Source organism: Lentzea sp. (assembly GCF_035525475.1).
In the GTDB taxonomy this organism is placed as follows: domain Bacteria; phylum Actinomycetota; class Actinomycetes; order Mycobacteriales; family Pseudonocardiaceae; genus Lentzea.
In genome coordinates this window covers 23,570-45,785 of the sequence record NZ_DATLEC010000142.1, presented here as the reverse complement: position 1 = coordinate 45,785, position 22,216 = coordinate 23,570, and the positions used below count along the sequence as shown (strand labels likewise).

General features: G+C 71.0%; 20 protein-coding genes and 1 riboswitch. Of the genes, 13 read left to right on the top strand and 7 right to left on the bottom strand.

What is annotated here, in order from left to right; all coding sequences use genetic code 11:
• The first annotated feature begins 148 nt into the window (after positions 1-148).
• A complete protein-coding gene (locus VM306_RS23745) occupies positions 149-943 on the top strand; it encodes an SAM-dependent methyltransferase (protein WP_325518762.1) in 795 nt (264 codons plus the stop codon).
• Here VM306_RS23745 and VM306_RS23740 read toward each other — a convergent pair.
• The 5 genes from VM306_RS23740 to VM306_RS23720 form a co-directional block, all read right to left on the bottom strand.
• Entirely contained in the window at positions 916-1,944 is a 1,029-nt protein-coding gene (locus VM306_RS23740) for a hypothetical protein (protein WP_325518731.1), read from the bottom strand. The genes VM306_RS23745 and VM306_RS23740 overlap by 28 nt on opposite strands.
• Positions 1,945-2,072: 128 nt before the next feature.
• Complete coding sequence (locus VM306_RS23735) at positions 2,073-3,953, bottom strand: patatin (RefSeq protein ID WP_325518729.1); 1,881 nt, start codon at positions 3,951-3,953, stop codon at positions 2,073-2,075.
• Between the two features lie 126 nt (positions 3,954-4,079).
• Complete coding sequence (locus VM306_RS23730; RefSeq protein ID WP_325518727.1) at positions 4,080-4,712, bottom strand: CatB-related O-acetyltransferase; 633 nt, start codon at positions 4,710-4,712, stop codon at positions 4,080-4,082.
• Positions 4,709-6,583 carry an ABC transporter ATP-binding protein gene (locus VM306_RS23725; protein ID WP_325518725.1) on the bottom strand — a complete coding sequence of 625 codons (1,875 nt, stop codon included), beginning with the start codon at positions 6,581-6,583 and terminating at the stop codon, positions 4,709-4,711. The genes VM306_RS23730 and VM306_RS23725 overlap by 4 nt, the downstream gene beginning before the upstream one ends.
• Before the next feature lie 34 nt (positions 6,584-6,617).
• Positions 6,618-7,514 carry an alpha/beta hydrolase gene (locus VM306_RS23720; RefSeq protein ID WP_325518723.1) on the bottom strand — a complete coding sequence of 299 codons (897 nt, stop codon included), beginning with the start codon at positions 7,512-7,514 and terminating at the stop codon, positions 6,618-6,620.
• 69 nt (positions 7,515-7,583) lie between these two features.
• Between VM306_RS23720 and VM306_RS23715 the strand changes: the two genes are divergently transcribed.
• Both VM306_RS23715 and VM306_RS23710 read left to right on the top strand, forming a co-directional pair.
• Positions 7,584-8,606 carry a M48 family metallopeptidase gene (locus tag VM306_RS23715; protein ID WP_325518721.1) on the top strand — a complete coding sequence of 341 codons (1,023 nt, stop codon included), beginning with the start codon at positions 7,584-7,586 and terminating at the stop codon, positions 8,604-8,606.
• Between the two features lie 15 nt (positions 8,607-8,621).
• Positions 8,622-9,398, top strand: coding sequence for a serine protease (locus tag VM306_RS23710; protein ID WP_325518719.1), 777 nt, complete (start codon positions 8,622-8,624; stop codon positions 9,396-9,398).
• Between the two features lie 88 nt (positions 9,399-9,486).
• On the opposite strand, the gene VM306_RS23705 is transcribed toward VM306_RS23710, so the two are convergent.
• Complete coding sequence (locus tag VM306_RS23705) at positions 9,487-10,095, bottom strand: LysE family translocator (RefSeq protein ID WP_325518717.1); 609 nt, start codon at positions 10,093-10,095, stop codon at positions 9,487-9,489.
• Between the two features lie 148 nt (positions 10,096-10,243).
• Between VM306_RS23705 and VM306_RS23700 the strand changes: the two genes are divergently transcribed.
• Together VM306_RS23700 and VM306_RS23695 are read left to right on the top strand one after the other, a co-directional pair.
• A complete protein-coding gene (locus tag VM306_RS23700; RefSeq protein ID WP_325518715.1) occupies positions 10,244-10,978 on the top strand; it encodes a serine protease in 735 nt (244 codons plus the stop codon).
• A 13-nt stretch (positions 10,979-10,991) separates the two neighbouring features.
• Complete coding sequence (locus VM306_RS23695) at positions 10,992-11,450, top strand: GNAT family N-acetyltransferase (protein WP_325518713.1); 459 nt, start codon at positions 10,992-10,994, stop codon at positions 11,448-11,450.
• On the opposite strand, the gene VM306_RS23690 is transcribed toward VM306_RS23695, so the two are convergent.
• On the bottom strand, positions 11,404-12,603 hold the full coding sequence (locus VM306_RS23690; RefSeq protein ID WP_325518711.1) for an 8-amino-7-oxononanoate synthase: 1,200 nt from the start codon (positions 12,601-12,603) through the stop codon (positions 11,404-11,406). The genes VM306_RS23695 and VM306_RS23690 overlap by 47 nt on opposite strands.
• A gap of 37 nt (positions 12,604-12,640) precedes the next feature.
• On the opposite strand from VM306_RS23690, the gene VM306_RS23685 reads away from it, so the two are divergent.
• The 8 genes from VM306_RS23685 to VM306_RS23650 all read left to right on the top strand — a co-directional run bounded on the left by VM306_RS23685 (position 12,641) and on the right by VM306_RS23650 (position 22,155).
• Complete coding sequence (locus tag VM306_RS23685; protein ID WP_325518709.1) at positions 12,641-13,702, top strand: hypothetical protein; 1,062 nt, start codon at positions 12,641-12,643, stop codon at positions 13,700-13,702.
• Between the two features lie 22 nt (positions 13,703-13,724).
• Complete coding sequence (locus VM306_RS23680; protein WP_325518707.1) at positions 13,725-14,684, top strand: threonine aldolase family protein; 960 nt, start codon at positions 13,725-13,727, stop codon at positions 14,682-14,684.
• Positions 14,685-14,870: 186 nt separating this feature from the next.
• Positions 14,871-15,019, top strand: a riboswitch (cobalamin riboswitch).
• A gap of 41 nt (positions 15,020-15,060) precedes the next feature.
• Positions 15,061-16,989 (top strand): putative cobaltochelatase, encoded by a 1,929-nt coding sequence (locus VM306_RS23675; protein WP_325518705.1) that lies wholly within the window; start codon positions 15,061-15,063, stop codon positions 16,987-16,989.
• 12 nt (positions 16,990-17,001) lie between these two features.
• Positions 17,002-17,616 carry a cob(I)yrinic acid a,c-diamide adenosyltransferase gene (gene cobO / locus VM306_RS23670; protein WP_325518703.1) on the top strand — a complete coding sequence of 205 codons (615 nt, stop codon included), beginning with the start codon at positions 17,002-17,004 and terminating at the stop codon, positions 17,614-17,616.
• Positions 17,613-19,010 (top strand): cobyrinate a,c-diamide synthase, encoded by a 1,398-nt coding sequence (locus VM306_RS23665; RefSeq protein ID WP_325518701.1) that lies wholly within the window; start codon positions 17,613-17,615, stop codon positions 19,008-19,010. The genes cobO and VM306_RS23665 overlap by 4 nt, the downstream gene beginning before the upstream one ends.
• Before the next feature lie 18 nt (positions 19,011-19,028).
• On the top strand, positions 19,029-20,075 hold the full coding sequence (locus tag VM306_RS23660; RefSeq protein ID WP_325518699.1) for an SAM-dependent methyltransferase: 1,047 nt from the start codon (positions 19,029-19,031) through the stop codon (positions 20,073-20,075).
• Positions 20,075-20,902, top strand: a complete 828-nt coding sequence (locus VM306_RS23655; RefSeq protein ID WP_325518697.1) for a hypothetical protein — start codon at positions 20,075-20,077, stop codon at positions 20,900-20,902. The genes VM306_RS23660 and VM306_RS23655 overlap by 1 nt, the downstream gene beginning before the upstream one ends.
• Positions 20,899-22,155, top strand: coding sequence for a cobalamin biosynthesis protein (locus VM306_RS23650; protein WP_325518696.1), 1,257 nt, complete (start codon positions 20,899-20,901; stop codon positions 22,153-22,155). The genes VM306_RS23655 and VM306_RS23650 overlap by 4 nt, the downstream gene beginning before the upstream one ends.
• The last annotated feature ends 61 nt before the right edge of the window (positions 22,156-22,216 follow it).

The following is a 22,216-nucleotide window of genomic DNA, read 5'->3' as shown; positions in this document are numbered from 1 at the left end:
GAGTCTTTACCGCTCAACCAACTTCAGCGGGGTGGTGTTCCCCCGTGGCGTTCGCTGTGAGCGAGCAGCCCTCACAGGCCGACACGATCGCCGTTGACGCGGCCGGCGGTGGACACCCGTGCGGCGCGCGGGTGAGGATGCGCGCGTGATGGAAGAGCTGAAGTGGGTCCCGTCCACGGTCGACGTCACGCGCCCGAGCGTGGCGCGGATGTACGACTACTACCTGGGTGGCTCGCACAACTTCGAAGCCGACCGCGCCGCCGCCAAGCAGGTGGAGCAGCACTTCCCCGGCGTCGCCCAGAGCGCGCAGGCGAACCGCTCGTTCCTGCGCAGGGTCGTCCGCCACCTCGTCGCCGAGGGCGTCGACCAGTTCCTCGACCTCGGATCGGGCATCCCGACCGTGGGCAACGTCCACGAGATCGCCCAGCAGGACAACCCGGACGCCAAGGTCGTCTACGTCGACTTCGAGCCGGTCGCCGTCTCGCACAGCAACGCCCTGCTCGCCGACAACCCCAACGCCAGCGCGATCCTCGCCGACCTGCGCGCGACCTCGTCCGTGATCAAGGGCGCCCGCGAGGTGCTCGACTTCTCCCGCCCGGTCGGCGTGCTGATCATCGCCGCGCTGCACTTCGTCCCCGACTCGGACAAGCCCTACGAGGCCGTCGCCGAGTACATGGCCGACCTGCCCTCCGGCTCCTACCTGGCGATCACGCACGCCAGCTGGGACACGCTCAGCGACGACGAGCGGACGGAGGCCGCCGAGATCAAGAAGATCTACAACAGCTCCGACAACTCGCTGACCATGCGCACGCTCGCCGAGGTGACCAGGTTCTTCGACGGCATGGAGCTGCTGGAGCCGGGCGTCGTCGCGGTCAACGACTGGCGCCCGGACTCCTTCGAGGACCACACGGGCATCTACGGCGCCGTCGCCCGCAAGCCCTGAAGCAGGCGGTCCCGGATCGCGTTCGTCTCGCGGTCGGTGAGGGTGCGTTCCGGCGCCCTCATCGTCACGCGGACGAGCACGTTCTTCTGACCGGGCCGTGCCCCGAGGCGTTCCCGGACGTGCCGCGGCAGGTCCTCGGTCCTCGTCTCGCCGAGGATCTCGATCTCCTCGACGACGTCCTCGGGGACCAGGGCGCGGATGCGGTCGCCGAGCGTCTCGACGTCGTCGTCGCCGTCCGCCATGATCGAGATGTCCCTGATGGCGGCGGGGTGCCGCGAGATCGGCCGGTACTCGGCCAGGTCCAGCATCTGGCCCGCGATGCGCGGGTCAGCGTTGCGCAGCAGCCGGATGTCCGGGATCCCCTTGCGCAGCATGAGGATCCGGTCCAGCCCGAGTCCCATCGCCAGACCGTGCGGGTGGTCTTCGAGGACGTGCGGTGCGGCCCGTCCGCACTCGCCGATCTCCAGCCACTCACCGTCGTGCTCCGCGTCGATCTGCTTGCCGTGCGTGGTGTACGGGTGCTGCGCGTCGATCGTGCGGTAGCGCCTGCCGGGGAGCACCGTCGTGACGACGGTGTGGATGAGGTCGTCCAGTTCTTCGCGGTTGTGGGAGATCCGCCAGATGTCGAGCTGGTGCGGCGTGCCGGTGTGCAGTCGGTCGACGGTGTCACGGCGGTAGACGAGGCCGGGGCAGAGCAACGTGACGTCCGGGATCGCGTCCTTGAGCGCCGGTGGGATCATCGCCGTGGTGTGGCTGCGCAACATGCACGTCTCGCTGACGTACCGGGTGTAGCGGGCGTCGCGGGTGATCGCGTCGGCCGGGTAGCCGAGGCGCTCGTAGTTGTGCTCCACCGGCACGAGCGGGTGGTGGCGGACCTCGCGCGGGTCGTCGAGGGCGGCCTCGAGGTCCGCGATCAGCAGCTGCATCGCGTGCGGGCCCTGTGCGGGGTCGGTGAGGTCGCGGACGCTCAGGGCGTGCACGAGTTCTTCGGTGCGGTACATGGGACTTCCCGTTCTGCTGGTCGGGCTGGGATGCGGAGTCCCCCGACCGACGGGAAGGTTTTCTACGCGCGAGCCACCCACGCGGGCCGGGGGTGGCTAAATCGCGTCATGGAACCAGGCTAGCGCGGCTACTCCGGCGGTGTCAGCCGCAAATCCGGGTCCACCGGCGGAGCTCCGTCGAACGGCCCGTCGTCCTTCAGCCGCCCGACGTGGTCCAGCGCGAGCTCGATCTCCGCCCGGAACGGGTCGCCGTCGGCCGGAGGAGTGCGGAACCACTCGTGCAGCTCCCGCGGGATCTCGAACCGCTCGAGCAGCTCGTCGTACATCGCGTCGCGGTCGGCGGCCTGCTCGCCGAGCTCCTGGTACTCGCGCAGGGCCATGCGCAGGCGGATCCAGCGGTAGCGGTCTGTGTTGCGCTGCTGCTGGAACCGTTCGCGCAGCAGGTCACCCGCGTGCTGCCCGCGCAGGGCGAGGCGCCGGATCGTGGCGGGCGGCATGAACAGGTTCGAGCCGCCCTCGTCGGCGGCCTGCCGGACGTGCGCGATGCGGCCGCGGTAGCCGGGCAGCGCCGACTGCATGGTGTCGCGCCAGTCGAGGAACGTGTCCAGGATCGACACCAGGAAGCGCGGCATCGTGGTCAGCGACGCGTACCGAGTGCCGGAGGTCGACGCGTCCTGCTCCGGCAGCCACACCTCGTCCGTGTCGCCGTTCGGGTAGGACTGCAGGCTCAGGCCGAACGTGGGCCAGCGCGGCAGCAGCGAGTCGAAGAAGTGGATCGGGAAGTTGCTGGTGATGCCGCCGTCGGAGAACCAGTGCACGCGCCCGTCCCTGCACAGCGGCACGGCGGCGATCAGGCCGGGGAACGACAGCGACATCCGCACGGCCAGCACGACCGGCAGGTCCTCGAGGCCCGGCAGGTCCCGCAACGGCATGTGCTCGTGAAGCGGGCACTTCGCAGCCGTCGGAGCGCCGTTCATCCGCTCGACCACCCGGCGCGGCAGCACGTAGCCGAGGCACTCCTCGCAGTACTGCCAGCTCTCCTTGAACGGCAACCGGTACGGCCGCCCCTCGGACAGGTCGGTCGTCATCAGCACGAGGGTGATCTCGCCGAGGTCGCCGAACGTCAGCACGTCCCCGGTCCCCGCGATGTCGTCGAGGCGGTCCGCGATCCAGTCGGCCAGCGGCGGCACACCCGTCGACTTCGGCATGCCCGCCAGCCGGTCGAGCCACGACGGCGTGAAGTCACCCGTGCCCGGCACGAGTCCGAAGTGGATGGACCGCGCGTTGTTCCTCATGAACCGCTGCATCGCGTACCCGTACGTGATGATCAACGCGCTGACCGCCGCCAACGACAGCACCAGCCACACCAGCAGCCCGACCGCCGCCGTCGCGTGGTGCCGCGAGAAAGCCAGCCCGAGCACGAGCGGCACGGCGACGAACACCCAGCCGGGCCAGGGCAGGCTCGACCGCAACGGCCACAGCACCAGCACCAGGCAGGCCACCGCCAGCACGACGACCAGCACCCCGAGCCAGGCCGGGTACGCCGACGGCGCCAGCAAAGCCGACCACAGCACCGGCCCGCCCAGCCACAACGACACCATCAACGTGAGCACCGACTTCGCCCGCCAGCCCACAGCACCCAGCAACGCGAAGAACAGGCAAGAAATGGCGCTGCGCCCGGTCGTCTCGCGTTTCTGCATGGTCGCGACGACGATCCGGTAGAGCGCACGCGTCCTGTCGGTGGGCTGGAACAGCTGAGCCATCCGCCACCGGTCGGCACCCGTGCCGGAGGTGAACCAGTCGATCAGCTCCGCGAGCTTCTCGAACCCGCCGGAAGCACGACCACGCTCCGCGGCCGCCGTGAACGCCGCGGCGATCGCACCCGCCGACGCGCCACCGATCTGCTTGAACTCGTAGTGGCGCGCCAGCGACGCGACGGCGAGCGGGTACACGACTCCGCTGGTCGTGCCTCCGCGCATGGTCAGGTCGCAGTAGCGGTCGTACTCCATGTGCTCATGATCGCGCGGCCGAGGTGAACCTCGGGAAAAGTTCACTCAGACGCCTCGTGACTTGTTCCAGGGCCGTTCGGCGTAGGAGCCGGCCCATGACCACGTCCTGGGCCGCCGGCAGCGCCTTCACGCGAGCTCCGCCAGCTCCGCCGGCGTCCCCGTCATGATCACGCGGACGTGCTCCGTCACCTTCTCCACCGGCCAGTCCCACCACGCGACCCGCTCCAGCACCGCGATCTCGTCCTCGCTGTACCGCTTCTTCAGCAGCCGCGCGGGATTCCCGCCGACCACCCCGTACGCCGGCACGTCCGACACCACCACCGACCCGGACGCGATGATCGCGCCGTTGCCGATGCGCACGCCGGGCATGATCAACGACTGGTAGCCGATCCACACGTCGTTGCCCACCACCGTGTCGCCGCGGCTCGGTGCGCCCAGGGCGATGTCCAGGGTCTTCTCGGCCCAGGCGCCGCCGAAGATGGTGAACGGGAACGTCGACACGCCGTCGGTGCGGTGGTTGGCGCCGGCCATGATGAACCGCACGCCCTCGGCCAGTGCGCAGTAACGGCCGATGACCAGCTTTTCGGTGCCGAAGTTGTAGAGGACGTTGCGTCGTTCGAAATCCTCGGCGTGGTGCGGGTCGTCGTAGTAGGTGTACTCGCCGATCTCGATCTGCGGGTTCTTCACCAACGGCTTGAGGAGCACCGTGCGGGCGATGTCCGGCAACGGGTAGAGGTTGTCGGGCGAGGGGATGGTCACGGCGCTCCGATCGGCTCTTCGCTGAACTGCGTGCGGTACAGCTTGGCGTAGTGGCCTTCCAGGGCCAGCAACGACTCATGCGTACCACGTTCGACGACCTGGCCGCGGTCGACGACGAGGATCTGGTCGGCCGCGCGGATGGTCGACAGCCGGTGTGCGATCACCAGGGAGGTGCGGCCGGCCAGCGCCTCGACCAGCGCCTCCTGCACCGCCGCTTCCGAGCGCGAGTCCAGGTGTGCGGTCGCCTCGTCCAGGATCACCACGCGCGGCTTGGCCAGCAGCAGGCGTGCGATGGTCAGCCGCTGGCGTTCACCGCCGGAGAGCCGGTAGCCGCGTTCGCCCACGACCGTGTCCAGCTGGTCGGGCAACGACGACACCAGGTCGGCCAGCCTGGCTCGCCCCAACGAGTCCCAGATCTCCTCGTCCGTGGCCGCGGGGGCCGCCAGCCGCAGGTTCGACCTGATCGACTCGTGGAACAGGTGCCCGTCCTGCGTCACCATGCCCACGGTCTCGCGGATCGAGTCGAACGACAGGTCGCGCACGTCCACACCGGACAGACGCACCGCGCCGGAGTCCGTGTCGTACAGGCGGGGCAGCAGTGACGCGATCGTCGACTTGCCCGCACCCGACGAACCGACCAGCGCGATCAGGGAACCCGGCTCGGCGACGAACGACACCCCGCCCAGGATCTCCTCGCCGCCGCGCGTGTCGAGCGCCGCGACCTCCTCCAGCGACGCTAGCGACACCTTGTCCGCCGACGGGTAGGCGAAGCGGACGTCCTCGAACTCGACCGACACTGGCCCGTCCGGCACCGAGACCGGCGAGTCCTTCTCCTTGATCAACGGCGGCAGGTCCAGCACCTCGAAGACCCGCTCGAACGACACCAGCGCGGTCATCACGTCCACCCGTGCGCCTGCCAACGCCGTCAACGGCGCGTACAGCCGCGTCAGCAGCAGCGCCAGCGTCACGATCGTGCCCGGCGCCATCTGCCCGGCGAACACGAACCAGCCGCCCAGGCCGTAGACCAGCGCCAGTGCCAGCGACGACACCAGGGTCAGCGCGACCAGGAACAGCCACTGCGCCACCGCCGTCCGCACCCCGATGTCGCGCACCCGCCGCGCCCGCGACCCGAACTCCTCGCTCTCCAGCGACGGCCTGCCGAACAGCTTGATCAACGTCGCGCCCGGCGCCGAGAAGCGCTCGGTCATCTGCGTCGTCATCGCCGAGTCGAGGTCCGCCGCCTCGCGGTGCATGGACGCCAGGCGCTTGCCCATCCGCCGCGCCGGGATCAGGAAGATCGGCAGCAGCAGCATCGCGAGGACCGTGACCTGCCACGACAGCGTCAGCATCACTCCCAGGGTCAGCGCCAGCGCGATCACGTTCGTGACGACGCCGGAGATCGTCTCGGAGAACGCCCGCTGCGCCGCGATCACGTCGTTGTTCAGCCGCGACACCAGAGCGCCCGTGCGGGTGCGGGTGAAGAACGCGATCGGCATCCGCTGCACGTGGTCGAAGACGGCCTGCCGCAGCCGCAGGATCAGGTCCTCGCCGACCCGCGACGACTGCCACCGCTCGGCGAGCGAGAAACCGGACTCCAGCACCGCCACGCCGGCGATCGCCAGCGCCAGCCACACCACCAGCCCGAAGTCGCGCCCCTCGAAGATGGTGTTGACCACGCGACCGGCCAGCACCGGCGACGCCACGGCCAGCACCGCGGACACCGCGCTCGTGGCCAGCAGGGCGTAGACGGCCAGCCGCTGCGGGCGGGCGAACCGGGCGACACGCTTCAACGTCACCCGGCTCACGCGACGATTCTTCTCGTCCTGCATAGCGCTTTCGAGCGCGTACCAGTAGTTGAAGTCGATGCTCATGACGGTCAGTCTCGAACTTCGACCTATGACGAGGTCAAGCCGTTTCGAGGAACTCGTCCACCTCCGCCAGCGCCGCGGCGCGCACCGGCTCCGGCGACAGGAACAGGTCGTGCATGCCGGCCTTGATCTCCACGACCCTGACCGATGACCCGATCTTCGGACCCCACTTCCGCATGCCCTCGACGTCGAGCACCGCGTCGGCCTTCGACACGTCCTCGCTCCACTCGCGGGCGTTCAGCACGCTCCTGTCGGAGTGCAGCACCAGGACGGGCACGCGCACGTCGAGTCCCTTGTGGACCTTCTCCTGGGCGAGGAGGACCGCGCGGATCCACCCGGCCAGCACGGGGAAACCGGCGAGCGGCTTCCACCTCAGGTCGAAGTCCCACTCGCCGTTGCGCGAGCTGTGGATCGCGGCCCCGTAGGCCTCGCCGAGGTTCGCGCGGATCTTCGTCTTCGGGGCGATCCGGCCGACCAGCTTCACGACCTGCCGCATGAGCGGCGGCTCCACCACGTCGAGCCACGGGCTGTTGAGCACCAACGCGTCGATGAGCTCACCGGCCCGTCGTTCGTGCGCCCACAACGACGTCGTGAGCCCGCCGGTCGAGTGCCCCATGAGCACCACGCGCGTGTGCTCCTCGCGGACCTTCGCCACCGCGGCGTCGATCTCCTCGAAGTACACCGCCATGTCGGTCGTGTAGTTCGGCACCTCGCCGTCGCGCAGCGAACGGCCGTATCCGCGCAGGTCGACGGCGTAGAAGTCGTAGCCCTGCGCCGTGTAGTGCTCGGCCACGTGCTCCTGGAAGAAGTAGTCCGCGAAGCCGTGCACGTAGAGGATCGCTCCCCGGTCGTTGGCCGCGGCACGGCGGCGGACCAGGGTGGCCGCTGCCCCGCCGCGCAACGGCAGAACGGTGGTGTCTTCGTCGCTGCTCACCGGGCAAGTCTGCAACGGTCCTCGGCCGATTCCGCACACCCTTGTCCGGATCGTGTCTAACCTGGGCACATGACGGGGGACATCGAACAGTCATCCAGGGTGCGCTTTCCGGGGATCAGCCCGCGCGCCTACGAACATCCCGCCGACCGGGGCGCCCTCGCGGTGCTGAGGGCGGTGCCCGCCGTGGCACCGATCCTCAAGGCGGTCGCAGGAGCCTTCTCCGAACGGGGTGAGCGCCTGCTGCAGGTGGCGTCCTCCGTGCGGGTCGGCCCGAAGCAGTACCCGCAGCTCGACCGCATCCGCAACGAGGTGGCGGCGGCGTTCGACCTGACCGAGGTGCCCGAGCTCTTCGTCGAGCGCAGCGCGGGGGCCTACGCCTACACCTACGGCATCGACAAGCCGTTCATCGTGATCAGCACCGGTGCGGTCGACCTGCTCGACAACGAGTCGCTGCGGTTCCTCATCGGTCACGAGACGGGCCACGTGATGTCGGGCCACGCGCTGTACAACACGCTGTTGCGCAGGCTCATCGACCTGACGACGTCGTTCGCGTGGGTGCCCGCCGGTGCGATCGCCATGCGGGCGGCCATCGCCGCGCTGCGCGAGTGGCAGCGCAAGACCGAGCTGTCGTGCGACCGGGCGGGCCTGCTGGCCTGCCAGGACCCGCAGGCGGCGCTGCGCACGCACCTCGCGCTGGCGGGCGACCTCGGCGGTCAGGTCGACATCGCGTCGTTCCTCGCCCAGGCCAAGGAGTACGAGGAGGTCGAGGACATCCGCGACAGCATCCTCAAGCTCCTGCACACCGAGACCCGCTCGCACCCGCTGGTCGTGGTGCGCGCCGCCGAGCTGCAGCGCTGGTCGGCGAGCGAGGAGTACCGGGAGATCCTGACCGGCACCTACGCGCGCCGCGAGGACGACAGGCCGACCAACAACCTCACCGAGGACGTGAAGGGCGCCGCGCGCTCCTACCGCGAGTCGATGAACAACTCGGTCGACCCGTTGATCAAGACGATCAACGACATCGGGGAGTCCGTGATGGGCGCCGCGAGCAAGGTTTGGAACAAAGTTGCTCCAAATGGCCCAGCGGAGTAGCTACCATGTGGAGTCATGAGACGACTCCTCGTGCTGGTTCTCTCCGCATTGCTGGCTTCGACGGGTGTCGCCACCGCCGACGAGCGCATCGTCGGCGGTGAGCGGGCCTCCATCGAGGCCAACCCGTGGGCCGTCCACCTGACCGACTCCCGCGGCGGCCAGTTCTGCGGCGGCACCCTCGTCGCGCCGACGAAGGTGATCACGGCGGCGCATTGCGCCCTGGGGCGTTCGACCAGGGACCTGCGGGTCGTCGTCGGCCGCGAGGACAAGCTGGACCGCGAGTCCGGCATGTCGGTGGCGGTGTCCGACATCTGGATCCACGAGCGGTACGTCTCCGCCGACCAGGGCGAGGACGTCGCGGTCCTGACGCTGCGCAGGGCGGTGCCCCAGACGCCGCTGCCGTTCGCCGAGCCCTCCGACGAGGCGCTCTACCGGCCCGGCACGGAGCTGCGCGCGCTCGGCTGGGGCCGCACCAGCGAGAACGGCAGGACGTCGCGATACCTCCTGCAGGCCACGCTGCCGGTGCTGCCGGACGACTACTGCGTCGACGCGTACCCGCAGTTCGTGAGGGCGGACATGTTCTGCGCGGGCTACGAGGGCGGCAAGGTCGACACCTGCCAGGGCGACTCGGGCGGCCCGATCGTCGCGGGCGGCAAGCTCGTCGGCGTCACGTCGTGGGGCGAGGGCTGTGCGCGCAAGGGCAAGCCCGGTGTGTACGTCCGGATCTCCCGGTACGCCGAGGACCTCCACCCCGTCGTGGGCACGGCGCCGCCGGTGACCGCCGAACCGTAGTGCCGCAGGACGTGCGAACCTGGCCCTTCGAGGCGACTCCACGGCGGGCCAGGGGTGATCCCCGGCCGCGTGCTGCCGTTGCTGCGGGTCAGACCACGAGACCGACGGACATCGTGAGGAACACGGCCGCGCACACCGCGTCCAGCGCGGTCGTCACACCGGGGCGCTTGAGCCGGCCGGCGACGCGCGAGGCCGCCAGCACGATCATCAGCTCCCAGATCGCGGCCAGGCCGAGGAACACGACGGCCAGCATCGTGAGCTGAGGTGCCGGTTCACCCGATCCGATGAACTGCGGCAGGAACGCGAGCGAGAACAGGATCATCTTCGGGTTCGTGATGTTGGTCAGGAACCCCTGCCGGAACGGCCGGTCGCCCACGACCTCCTCCGGCGCGCCGCCGGAACGCCTGATCAGCCCTCGCGTGATGGAAACCGCCAGGTAGAGCAGGTAGGCGGCACCGGCCCAGCGCAACGCCGTGAGCACCACCGGATACCGCGCGAGCACCACGCCGAGGCCCGAGATCACCAGGGCCACCTGGACCGCCGCGGCCGAGTGGATGCCACCCAGGGCGAGCAGCCCGGCGCGGGTGCCGGAGCGCATCGACGTGCGCAGCAACAGGAACGCGTCAACACCGGGGGTCACGATGACGACCGCGCACGCGATGAGGAAGGCCGGAACCTGGCCGAAGTCGAACAACACCGTACATACCCCCGTGATCTGTGCCACTGACCGCAAAATCTCCGGCCCGACGCGACACTAACACGAGAATCTCCGGTTTTGACGCCGTCCCAGTGCGATCGCTACGGTAGGTGACCGGTCGTCCACCTGGCGCAACGAGGAGTGGTCCGTGAGGGGTAAGCGAGTTGCCGTGCTCATGGCGGTGATCGCACTGGTCAGCGGTGGGCCGACGGCCGACGCGATCGTCGGGGGGACGCCCGCGCGGATCTCGGACACCCCGTGGGTTGTGGCGGTCACCACCACGGACGGGCAGCTGATCTGCGGTGGCGCCCTGGTCGCCCCGGACAAGGTCGTGACCGCCGCGCACTGCGTCACGCTGAAGGGCGTCGTCGGCAGGAACCAGCGCGCGCCCGAGCAGCTCCGCGTGGTCGCCGGCCGCACGGACCTGCGGCTGCAGGCCGAGGGCGTCGAAGCCGCGGTCGCGAGCGTCTGGCGCCACCCCGAGTACCGCGAGGTCGTCCAGGGAGACGACGTGGCGGTGCTGACGCTGGGCCGCGCGCTGCCGTACCGGACGATCTCGCTCGGCGAGGCCGGCGACGAAGGCGTGGTGCTCGGCTACGGCCGCACCGCGGAGAACGCGCCGCCGGCCATGACGCTGCGCAAGGTGACGGTGCCGATCCTGTCCGACCAGGAGTGCGAGCAGAAGGAGCCGGCCTTCCGGCCGGGCCCGATGCTGTGCGCCGGGCGTGGTGGCCGTGACGCGTGCACGGGCGACTCGGGCGGGCCCCTCGTCGTGCGCGGCAGGCTCGCGGGCGTCGTGTCGTTCGGCCGCGGGTGTGCGCGCCCCGACGAACCGGGCGTCTACACCAGGCTGGCTCACTACCGGTCGGCTCTGGGCTTCTGATATCCAAGGTGCGGTGCGAACCACACCGTTTCCCGCCACCCTGCGGCGGCAGTGGGGCCTCGATCTGAGCCCCGGCCAGCTCTACGCGATCCTGCGACTGCGCCAGGACGTCTTCGTCGTCGAGCAGAACTGCGTCTACTGCGACGTCGACGGCCGTGACCTCGAACAGGGCACACGGCACTTCTGGCTGGAGGCGGACGGGTCGCACGATCCGGTCGCCTACCTGCGGCTGCTCGAGGAACCCGACGGCACGTTCCGCATCGGACGTGTCGTCACCGCGCGCATGGCCCGGGGCCGGGGCTTCAGCCGCAGGCTCATGGAGGCGGCACTGGCCGACATCGGCGACACGCCGTGCGTGCTCGACGCGCAGACGTACGTGACGTCGTTCTACGCGTCGTTCGGCTTCGTGGCCGAAGGCGCGGAGTTCATCGAGGACGGGATTCCACACCTGCGGATGCGGCGCACTCCCTGATCACGCGCACCGCGCGCTCGACGTCGGCCTCGGTCAGATCGGCGCGCGCGGTGAGCCGCAGCCTGCTGACCTGGTCCGGCACCGACGGCGGCCGGAAGCAGCCGACGACCACGCCGTTCGCGCGGCAGGCCTCCGCCCACCGCAACGCCTGCTCAGGACCCGGCGCCCGCACGCTGACCACGGCGGCCGTCGGCGTGCTGGCCTGGAAACCGGCTTCCTTCAGGCGGTTGCTCAGGTCGTGCGCGACGGTCAGCGCGCGCTCGGGGCGGTCCGGCTCCTCGCGCAGGATCTTGATCGCCGCGAGGGCCGCCGCCGCGCTGCTCGGCGCGAGGCCGGTGTCGAAGATGAACGTGCGCGCGGTGTCGATGAGGTGCTTCATCACGCGGCTCGGGCCGAGCACCGCGCCGCCCTGCGAGCCGAGCGACTTGCTCAGCGTCAGCGTGGTGACCACGTCCGGCGCCTTGATGAGACCCGCCTCGGCGACCGCGCCACGGCCACCCGGCCCGACGACACCGAGGCCGTGGGCGTCGTCGACGACCAGGCCGGCACCGGTCGCGCGGCAGGCCTCGTACAGCTCGGCGAGCGGCGCGATGTCGCCGTCGACGCTGAAGACCGAGTCGGTGACGACGATCGCGCGCCGCTTGCCGCGGGTCTCCAGCGCGTGCCGGACCTTGCGCACGTCGCAGTGGTCCGCGACGACGACGTCGGCCTTCGACAGGCGCGTGCCGTCGATCAGCGACGCGTGGATGTGCTGGTCGGCGACGATCGCCGTGCCGGGACCGGACAGCGCCGTGACCGCGCCGAGGTTCGCCATGTAACCGCTGCTGAACACCAGCGCCGACTGCGCGCCGCAGAAGTTCGCGAGCTCGTACTCCAGCTCGTTGTGCAGCTCCGTCGAGCCGGTGACCAGACGCGACCCCGTCGAGCCCGCACCCCACTTGAGCGTGGCGGCGGCCGCGGCACCCGCGACGCGCTTGTCCTTCGCGAGTCCGAGGTAGTCGTTGCTGGCGAGGTCGAGGTCCGTCGAGTCGGCCGCGCGCGGCCGCACCCGCCGGGTCAGACCCGCCTTGGCGCGCGCTTCGGAGCGGACGTCGATCCAGTCGAACGCCGACTCACTGCCGCTGGACACTGCCTCGGTTGTGCTCACGGTCACCGCCTGAGTCTCCCATCCGCCGACTAGCGTGCCGCTCGTGGACCTGTTCACCTTCACGCGCGCCGAACTCACCTCGCCGGTGCAGTTCCTCGACGGCCGCTGGGTGGTGTCCGCCTACGACGACGTGCGCGCCGTGCTGGCAGACCCGGTCACGTTCCTGCCCGACAACGCTTTGACCGCCGTCACGCCGGTGGCGCCCGCCGCGTTGCGCGCCCTGGTGAGGGCCCGCTTCTCGCTGCCGCCGACCTTGGCGAACAACGGTTCGCCGTCACACGCCCGGCTGCGCAAGCTGGTGGCGTCGTTCTTCACGCCGGCCCGCGTCGCCGCAGCGGAGCCTCGCATCCGGTCCCTCGTTCTGGAACGGCTGGGTGGCTCAGATCTCGTGCGCTCGCTCGCGTGGGACCTGCCCGCGATCGTGCTGATGGACCTCCTCGGTTGTCGGAATGTTGACATTCCGACATTGAAGCGGTGGAGCTCCGCGTCGCTCGAGTTCTTCTGGGGCGACCTGTCCCGCGAGCGGCAGATGGAGCTGGTCGACGACGTCGGCGAGTTCCACCAGTGGCTGGTCAAGCGCTACGACGCGCGGGACGGTGAGCTGTTCTGCGCGCTGGCCGATGCCGGTGTGTCCGCGGAGGACTCCGCCGGTCTCTGCTACTTCCTGTTGATCGCGGGTCAGGAGACCACGACCCAACTGTTGTCCACGGCGTTGCGCCGCGCTTTGCAGGATCGCGCGTTGTGGGCGCGCCTGCCGCTGCCCGGCGTCGCCGAGGCGTTCGTGGAGGACGTGCTGCGGACCGAGACGCCCGTGGTGACCTGGCGGCGGTTGACCGCGCGTGAGGTGGTCTTGTCCGGTGTGCGTGTTCCGGCCGGTGCCGAGCTCGTGTTGTTGCTGAGCGGTGAGGAAACCGACCCGCGCCATCTGGCGTTCGGGTACGGCCGACACTTCTGCCTGGGAGCCGGGCTGGCCCGGCTGGAGGCCGCGGTGACGTTGCGGACGGTGGCCGAGCACGAGCCGTCGCTGGAGCTCGCGGGCCCGGAGCCGGAGTGGCTGCACCTGCTGTCGTTCCGCGCCCCTAAGTCGGTGGCCGTCAGCCGTTGAGCTGAGGTTGGATGCGGTGGTGATGAACCGCCAGCTCTCGGGTGTCCGCAAGAAGTCGCTGCTCGAAGCGCTCGGCCCCGTGCCGGACGTCGACCCCGACCGCTACGGCGACGGTGGCCCGGTGGGAGCCCTGGAAACCCGCGTGGCCCAGCTGCTCGGCACCGAGGCCGCGCTCTTCGTGCCGACGGGGACGATGGCGCAGCAGATCGCGCTGAAGTGCTGGGCCGACCGCACCCACAACCCGATCGTGGCGATGCACCCGCAGGCCCACCCGCTGCACCACGAGGACGACGCGCTGACCGTCCTGTCGGGCCTGCGCCCTGTCAAGGTCCGCGACGCCGACGTCGCCACCTGCCCCGAGCCGTACGGGACGCTGCTGCTGGAGGTGCCGGACCGCGAGGCCGGGTTCGTCCTGCCGACGTGGGACGAGCTGACCTCGCTCGTCGACGCCGCCCGCGAACGCGACGCGGTCGTGCACCTCGACGGCGCGCGGCTGTGGGAGAGCACGTTCGGCCTGGGCAAGCCGCTGGCGGAGATCGCCGGCCTGTTCGACTCGGTGTACGTGTCGTTCTACAAGTCCCTCGAAGGCATCTCCGGCGCGGCGCTCGCCGGCACCCGGGACTTCGTCGACCAGGCACGCGTCTGGCGGCACCGGTACGGCGGCATGCTGTTCCAGCAGTGGCCGGCCGCCCTGTCGGCTCTGCACGGTCTCGACACCGTGCTGCCGAAGCTCGGTTCGTACGTCGAGCACGCCAAGGTCGTGGCGGAGGCGATGGGACTGCCAGAGCCGCACACCCACCAGTTCGCGCTGCACATCCCCGGCGACCCCGCGCGGCTGACCGAGCTGAGCGGCGAGTTCCTCGGCTCGTTCTGGCGGGACGGGACGCTCGCGAAGACCGAGATCACGGTCGCCGGGCCCGCGCTGGAGTGGACGGCGGACGAGGTGCGGGAGGCCTGGACGGAGTTCCAGGGCCTGCTCTGACGCCACGCCTCTGTCTGGTCTGATCATTGCGAACCCGGCCAGGTGCGTTACTCGCGTCGCCTGATTGGTCACGGCGGTGCAAGCCGTCTGAAATCGCGAAACCCGGCCCACCCACCGTCCGGAAGGCTGCCGGGTCCACTTCGCAGCGCTACTGCGACTGCACTCTCCCGACGCGATGTCGCTCACCTGGCTGTTGGTCGCGGGGGTGCGAGGTGCGACGATGCCGGGGCTGTGAGGGGAGCGCGAGGAAGCCGGTGCGAATCCGGCGCCGTCCCGCGACTGTGACCGGTTTGGAGAACCGGGAGTCAGGAACTCGTCCCCCTCTTTACTCCGACCGACCGCGGGCGTGGACACCCGAGGAAGGACTTCACCGAGCATGTTCCCCTTTTCGGCTGTCGTCGGACATGACGACCTCCGGCTGGCCCTGCTGCTGAACGCCGTTCATCCCGGCATCGGCGGCGTTCTCGTCCGCGGCGAGAAGGGAACCGCGAAGTCGACGATCGTGCGTGCCCTCGCCGCGTTGCTGCCGGAGCTGGACGTTTCGAAGAACTGCCGGTTCGGCTGCGCGCCCGGCACGACGGACTGTCCCGACGCGCCGCACGACGGTGTCGAGCGCAGGCCGGCGAAGCTCGTCGAGCTGCCGGTGGGCGCCACCGAGGACCGGCTGGTCGGGTCGCTCGACCTGGAGAAGGCGCTGACCGAGGGCGTGCGGGCGTTCCAGCCTGGGCTGCTGGCCTCGGCGCACCGGGGCGTGCTCTACGTCGACGAGGTCAACCTGTTGCACGACCACCTGGTCGACCTGCTGCTCGACGCCGCGGCGATGGGGCGTGCTCACGTCGAGCGCGAGGGCGTGTCGGTCTCGCACCCGTCGCAGTTCCTGCTGGTCGGCACCATGAACCCCGAGGAGGGGGAGCTGCGGCCGCAGCTGCTCGACCGGTTCGGGCTCACGGTGTCGGTGAAGGCCGCGCGGGACGTCGGTGTGCGCACCGAGGTCATCCGGCGCCGGCTCGCCTACGAGGCCGACCCCGTGACGTTCGCGGCGAAGTGGGAGGCCGAGGACGCGAAGCTGCGGCAGCGGATCGACGACGCCAAGGAGAAGCTGCCCGGAGTGTCCCTCCCGGACGGTGAGCTGCGCCGGATCGCCGCCGTCTGCGCGGCTTTCGAGGTCGACGGCATGCGCGCGGACCTCGTCGTCGCCCGCGCCGCCACCGCCCACGCCGCGTGGCGCGGGGCCACCGAGGTCGAGGAGTCGGACGTCGAGGCCGCGGTCAGGCTCGCCCTGCCGCACCGGCGCCGCCGCGACCCGTTCGACGAGCCCGGCATCGAGGAGCAGCAGCTCGAGGACGCGATGCGCCAGGCCGCCGAGCACGCGGAAGAACCCGGCGACGACGACAACGGCCCGGATGACAACGGCCCTGACGACGACGGTCCCGGCGGCGGTGAGCTGCCCGAGCCGCAGGAAGGCCCGAAGGGCAACGGGAACGCGCCGCAGGACCGTCCGGCACCGGAACCCGCGCCCGCGTTCAAGGCGCGGATGCTGGAGGTTCCCGGAGTCGGCGAAGGCGCGCCCGGCAAGCGTTCCCGGGCACGCGCCCGCACCGGCAGGGTCGTGCGGTCGTCCAAGGTGGACGGCAGCGGCCTGCACCTGGTCGACACCCTCACGAACGCGGCGCCGCACCAGGCGGCGCGCGGACGGACGGGTCCCGGGCTGCTCCTCACCGCCGCGGACCTCCGCAAGGCGGTCAGGGAGGGCAAGGAGTCGAACCTCGTCCTGTTCGTCGTCGACGCCTCGGGCTCGATGGCGGCGCAGAAGCGGATGTCGGCCGTCAGCGGCGCGGTGATCTCGTTGCTGCGCGACGCCTACCAGCGCCGCGACAAGGTCGGCGTGGTCACGTTCCGCGGCAACCAGGCCGAGGTCGCCCTTCCTCCGACGACTTCCGTCGACGCGGCGGCGACGAGGCTCAAGAAGATGCGCACGGGAGGCCGCACCCCGCTGGCGGACGGTCTGCTGAAGGCCCACCGGGTCCTGGAGATCGAACGGCTCAGGGACCCGCGCAAGCGCCCGCTCGTCGTGCTGCTGACCGACGGCCGCGCGACGTCGTCCGGACTCGGCGGCGACCCCACCAAGGACGCGTTGAAGGCCGCCGGACTGCTCGAACAGACCGCCGTCGTCGTCGTGGACTGCGAGCAGGGCCACGTCCGGCTCGGGCTCGCGCAGAAGATCGCCGAGGCGCTGCGGGGCACCTGCGTCCGGCTCGACCAGCTCAGCGCCGACCACCTCGCCGGCGTCGTCCGGGCAGCGTGAGGGGAGACCACAATGCCTCAGGGACAACCGACCGAGGTTCCGAAGGACGGCCTGACCACCCGTCAGCGCCGCAACCGGCCGTTGCTGATGCTGCACACCGGGGAGATGAAGGGGAAGTCGACGTCGGCGTTCGGCATGGCGCTGCGCGGCTGGAACCAGGGCTGGGACATCGGCGTGTTCCAGTTCGTGAAGTCCGCCAAGTGGAAGGTGGGCGAGGAGACCGCGTTCAAGGCGCTCGGCAGGCTGCACGACGAGACCGGCGAGGGCGGCGCCGTCGAGTGGCACAAGATGGGCGAGGGCTGGTCCTGGACCCGCAAGCAGGGCACCGAGGACGACCACGCCGACGCCGCTCGCGAGGGGTGGGCGGAGATCGCCCGCCGCCTGAGCGCCGAACGCCACGGCTTCTACGTCCTCGACGAGTTCACCTACCCGCTGCACTGGGGCTGGATCGACGTGGACGAGGTGGTGGACGTGCTGACGAACCGGCCCGGTCACCAGCACGTCGTCATCACCGGCCGGTACGCGCCGCAGAAGCTCGTCGACGCCGCCGACCTCGTCGTGGAGATGACCAAGGTCAAGCACCCGATGGACGCCGGGCAGAAGGGCCAGCGGGGGATCGAGTGGTGAACCGGCTCGTCGTCGCGGCGCCCGCCTCCGGCAGCGGCAAGACCACGGTGGCGACGGGCCTGATGGCCGCGTTGCGCCGGGCCGGGTCGCGGGTCGCGCCGTTCAAGGTCGGGCCCGACTACATCGACCCCGGCTACCACTCGCTCGCCACCGGCAGGCCGGGGCGCAACCTCGACCCGGTGCTCGTCGGCGAGCAGCGCGTCCCCGGCCTGTTCGCGCACGGTGCCAAGGGCTGCGACATCGCCATCGTCGAGGGCGTGATGGGCCTGTTCGACGGCCGCGTCGACACCGCGGGCGTCGGCTCGACCGCGCACGTCGCCAAGCTGATCAACGCACCCGTGCTGTTCGTCGTGGACGCACGCGGGCAGAGCCGGTCGCTCGCGGCGCTGCTGCACGGGTTCCGCAGCTACGACCCCACGGTCCGGCTCGGCGGCGTGATCCTCAACCAGGTCGGGTCGGAGCGGCACGAGCAGGTGCTCCGGTCGGCGTGCGACGAGGTAGGGCTCGACGTGCTCGGCGTCCTGCCGCGCGATCCGCAGTTCTTCCTGCCCTCACGGCACCTGGGGCTCGTGACGGCGGCGGAGCGCGGTCCGGAGGCCGTGTCCGCGGTCGACGCGATCGCCGCCGCGGTGGCCAAGCACGTCGACCTCGACGCGGTGCGCGCACTCGCCAGGTCGGTGCCGTCGATGGCCGTCGCCGCGTGGGAACCGCAGGTCGACCGCGTCGAGGACGAACCGGTGGTCGCGGTGGCGGGCGGAGCGGCTTTCACGTTCGGCTACGCGGAACACGTCGAGGTGCTGAGGGCGGCGGGTGCCGCCGTGGCCGTCGTCGACCCGCTCCGCGACGAGGACCTCCCGGAGGGCACCACGGGCCTGGTGCTGCCGGGCGGTTTCCCCGAGCAGCACGCGGAAGCGTTGTCGGGCAACGTGAAGTTGCGAGAGGCGGTGGCGCGGTTCGCTCGATCGGGTGCCCCGGTCCACGCGGAGTGCGGCGGGTTGCTGTACCTCGCGAAGTCGCTCGACGGCCACCCGATGTGCGGCGTGCTGGACGCCGAGGGGTTCATGACGCCGAAGCTGACCCTGGGCTACCGGGACGCCGTGGCGTCCGCGGACTCGCCGCTGCACCCGGCCGGCAGCCGCGTGACCGGCCACGAGTTCCACCGCACCCAGCTGTCCACGCCGCACTCGGCCCCGCCCGCGTGGCACTGGCGCGGCGTCGACTCGCGGCCCGTCGCCGAGGGGTTCGTGGCCGGTGGTGTGCACGCGTCCTACCTCCACACGCACCCGGCAGGCGACCCGGAGGCGGTGGCCCGTTTCGTGCGGGCCTGCCACCCGTTCGTGGACAGATCGGCAGGCGGTACGGTCATCGCTCAAGCCTCTCTCCGAACCCCCTGAACCCCCTGTGGAGCTGTCGTGACGACGACCGGTCGGGTCTCCTTCGTCGGCGCCGGTCCCGGTGCCGCCGACCTCATCACCGTCCGCGGCGCGCGCCGCATCGCGGAAGCCGACGTGGTCATCTGGGCTCCCAGCGCGGTGGACGTGGAGTGCGTCCGCGAGCACGCCCGCGCCGAGGCCGAGCTGGTCGACTTCTCGCGCGTCACGCCCGAGGAGATCACGGACCTGTACCGCCGTGCCGCCGCGTCACGTCAGATGGTCGTGCGCCTGCACGCGGGTGACGCCGCGACCGGTGGTGGCGTGCAGGAGCAGCACGACCTGTGCGTGCGCCTCGGTCTCGACGTGGAGGTCGTGCCGGGTGTGTCGGTGGTGGCGGCCGCCGCCGCCAGGATCGGCCGCGAGATCACGTCGACCGAGGCCTCGTCGGCCGTGCTGATCTCGCCGGAGAGCAGCGAGCTCGTGCGCGAGTTCGCCGCGCTGCAGACCACGATGGCCGCCACGGTCTCGGGCGCGCGGGTCGGGCAGTTCGTGGAGAAGCTGCTGGAGGGCGGCTACGCGGCCGAGACCCCGGTCGTCGTGGCGTACAAGGTGAGCCAGGCCGACGAGCTGGTCGTGCACACCACGGTCGGTGAGCTGGAGTCGGTCGTGAAGCAGCACAAGTTGTACCGCCCGACGCTGTTCCTGGTCGGCGCCGCGGTGAAGGCGCCCACGCGCCGCGTCTCGGCCTCGGTCACCGCCTCCGCCGACGAACCGGCCCGCACCGCCCGCCCGACCCGCTGGTCGCGCCGTGCCGCCTCGCGCATCGCCACGCGCACCGACGAGCCGATCCCGGCTCCCCTGCCCGTTCCCGCCACCGCCGCCACCTCGGAGCCCAACCCGGCGTGGACAGCGGTCGAGGAAATACAGCAGTCGGTTCGCAAGCCCGCCGAGGAGCCCGCGCCCAAGCCGAAGCTGACCGTGGTCGCGGCCGAGATGTCGAAGCCGCCGACGGTGCGCGCCTCGACGTCGGCGCAGAAGAAGAAGCAGACCCCTCATAAGCCCACCAAGCGCACCGCCGGCAACTGATGACCGCCTCAGTCGAGAAGCTGCGGAAGGCCGCCGGCCGTCCCGTCGAGGTCGTCGACGCCGCGGACGGCCTGCGCCCGGCGCTGAACGTGTGCCGCGCCCGGTCCGCCGTGGTCGTGAAGCTGGCCGAGGGCATCGGGCCCGCCGAGGTCGGTGCGGGCATCGCGGGCTGGCGCCGCACGTTGATCGTGTCGGACGGCGATGAGCTGACCACTGTGGACCCGCGTGACGCGGTGACCCGCCGCTGGACCGCGCCCGACGCGGTGCTGTGCCTGGCGGACACCGAGTTCCTGCGGTCGGGCGACGGCTGGGCGCTGCCGGAGGACGCGTTCGGGAGCCGCACGCACGTCCTCGGCGCCGAGGTCCGCGCGTTCGTGCTGGCCCGGCTAGCCCCGCGTCCCGGTGTGCTGGTGTGGGACGTGCTGGCCGGATCCGGCGCGGTGGGCGTGGAGTGCGCACGGCTGGGTGCCGCGGTGATCGCCGTCGAACCCGATCCCGTGCAGTGCGTGCGGATCATCGCGAACGCCTCCGCGCACGGCGTCGACGTCCGCGTCGAGGAGTCCGAGCTGGACGCGTCCTCGTTACCGCGCCCGGATGCCGTGTTCGTCAGCCGCGGCGATCTCAGCGCGGTCAAGGCGAGCGCGGCGGTGTCGGCCAAGCGCCTGGTCGTCGTGACCGAGGGCGTCGACGAGATCGTGCCCGCGCGGGACGCGTTGCAGGCCGCCGGGTACCAGGTGGAAGGCGTGCACTGGACCGCGTCGCGGCTGGTCGACTCGGGATTCGCCCCAGCGGTCCCGGTGACGGTGTTGTGGGGAAACAAGAAGTGATCGGTGTGTTCGCGGGCCCGGCGCAGCGCGGTGACGCCGCCGACCTCGCCGGCCTCCTCGGCTCCGACGCCGTCGTCCCCGACGGCCCCGTCAAGCCCGCCGCCCTCACCCTCTGGCCCCGCCTCGGCGCGGCCGTCTTCTTCCTGGACGCGGGGTCCGCCGTCCGCCTGATCGCGCCCCTGTTGCGCGACAAGGACTCCGACCCCGCCGTGGTGTGCGTGGACAAGCACTTCGTCGTCGCGCTCGCGGGCGACGCGGACGACCTGACCCGCCACATCGCGGACGTGCTGAACCTCGCGCCCGTCGTCACCGGCGGCCCGTTGATCGACTCGGTGCTGGACGAGCTGGTCGAGCAGCTCGACGCCACCGCGGACGGCGACGTCGCGGCGTGCGTCGCGGCCATCGACGCGGGCGAGAAGGTCGTGCTGCGCAACCCGTTGAACTTCCCGCTGCCCGCGTTGCCGCCGAACGTCGTGGCGGCCGGCGAGGACGCGACGTGGGTGATCGTCGTCGACGACAGGGCCGCCGCGACGAAGGACAACGTGCTGCGGATCGTGCCGCGCACGCTCGTCGTCGGTGTGGGCTCGACGCGCGGTGCGTCGGCCACGAGCGTGGGCGCGGCACTGTCGGAACTGGACCTCCAGGGCGGCCTCGACCTGCGTGCCATCAAGGCGTTCGCGACGGCGGACGCCAAAGCGGACGAGCCCGGCATCGTGGACGCGGTGGAGGACTGGGGTTTCTGGCACGGCGACACCGCCGAGCTGCTGACGTTCCCGACCGAGGAGCTCGCCGAGATCGGTGTGCCGAACCCTAGCTCGGTGGTGCGCAACTCGATGGGCACGGCGAGCGTCGCGGAGGCGGCGGCATTGCGTGGCGCGCTGCAGGTCGGCCGCGGCGCGCCGGTCGAGCTGGCGGCCGAGAAGTTCAAGCGGGACAACGTGACCGTGGCCGCGGCACGGGTGCTGCCGCGCGGCCGGCTCGCGCTGGTCGGGCTCGGGCCGGGGCCCGCCGAACAACGCACGCCGCGTGCGGAGGCGGAGATCCGGCGGGCCGCGTTCGTGGTCGGGAGCCCGGAGGCGATCGAGGCCGTCGCGCCGGTTCTGCGTTCCGGAACGGAGATCCGCCACGAGGGCGCGCACGAATTGGCCGCACTGGGCGCCGCGGTCGCATTCGTCGCTTTCGGAACCGGACCAACGCTGGACATTCCGGTCGAAGCCGACGTGGTTGTTGTTCCCGGAGTCTGGGAGCGCTGACGTTTTTCCTTCTTTCGTAGGGTCTCCACCGAAGTTTTGTTGATTAGCGTCGCCATGCACA

Coding starts and splice junctions, on each gene's coding strand:
- VM306_RS23745 (WP_325518762.1), top strand. CDS start 149: ATGGAAGAGCTGAAGTGGGTCCCGTCCACGGTCGACGTCACGCGCCCG.
- VM306_RS23740 (WP_325518731.1), bottom strand. CDS start 1,944: ATGTACCGCACCGAAGAACTCGTGCACGCCCTGAGCGTCCGCGACCTC.
- VM306_RS23735 (WP_325518729.1), bottom strand. CDS start 3,953: ATGGAGTACGACCGCTACTGCGACCTGACCATGCGCGGAGGCACGACC.
- VM306_RS23725 (WP_325518725.1), bottom strand. CDS start 6,583: ATGAGCATCGACTTCAACTACTGGTACGCGCTCGAAAGCGCTATGCAG.
- VM306_RS23715 (WP_325518721.1), top strand. CDS start 7,584: ATGACGGGGGACATCGAACAGTCATCCAGGGTGCGCTTTCCGGGGATC.
- VM306_RS23710 (WP_325518719.1), top strand. CDS start 8,622: ATGAGACGACTCCTCGTGCTGGTTCTCTCCGCATTGCTGGCTTCGACG.
- VM306_RS23680 (WP_325518707.1), top strand. CDS start 13,725: ATGAACCGCCAGCTCTCGGGTGTCCGCAAGAAGTCGCTGCTCGAAGCG.
- VM306_RS23675 (WP_325518705.1), top strand. CDS start 15,061: ATGTTCCCCTTTTCGGCTGTCGTCGGACATGACGACCTCCGGCTGGCC.
- cobO (WP_325518703.1), top strand. CDS start 17,002: ATGCCTCAGGGACAACCGACCGAGGTTCCGAAGGACGGCCTGACCACC.
- VM306_RS23655 (WP_325518697.1), top strand. CDS start 20,075: ATGACCGCCTCAGTCGAGAAGCTGCGGAAGGCCGCCGGCCGTCCCGTC.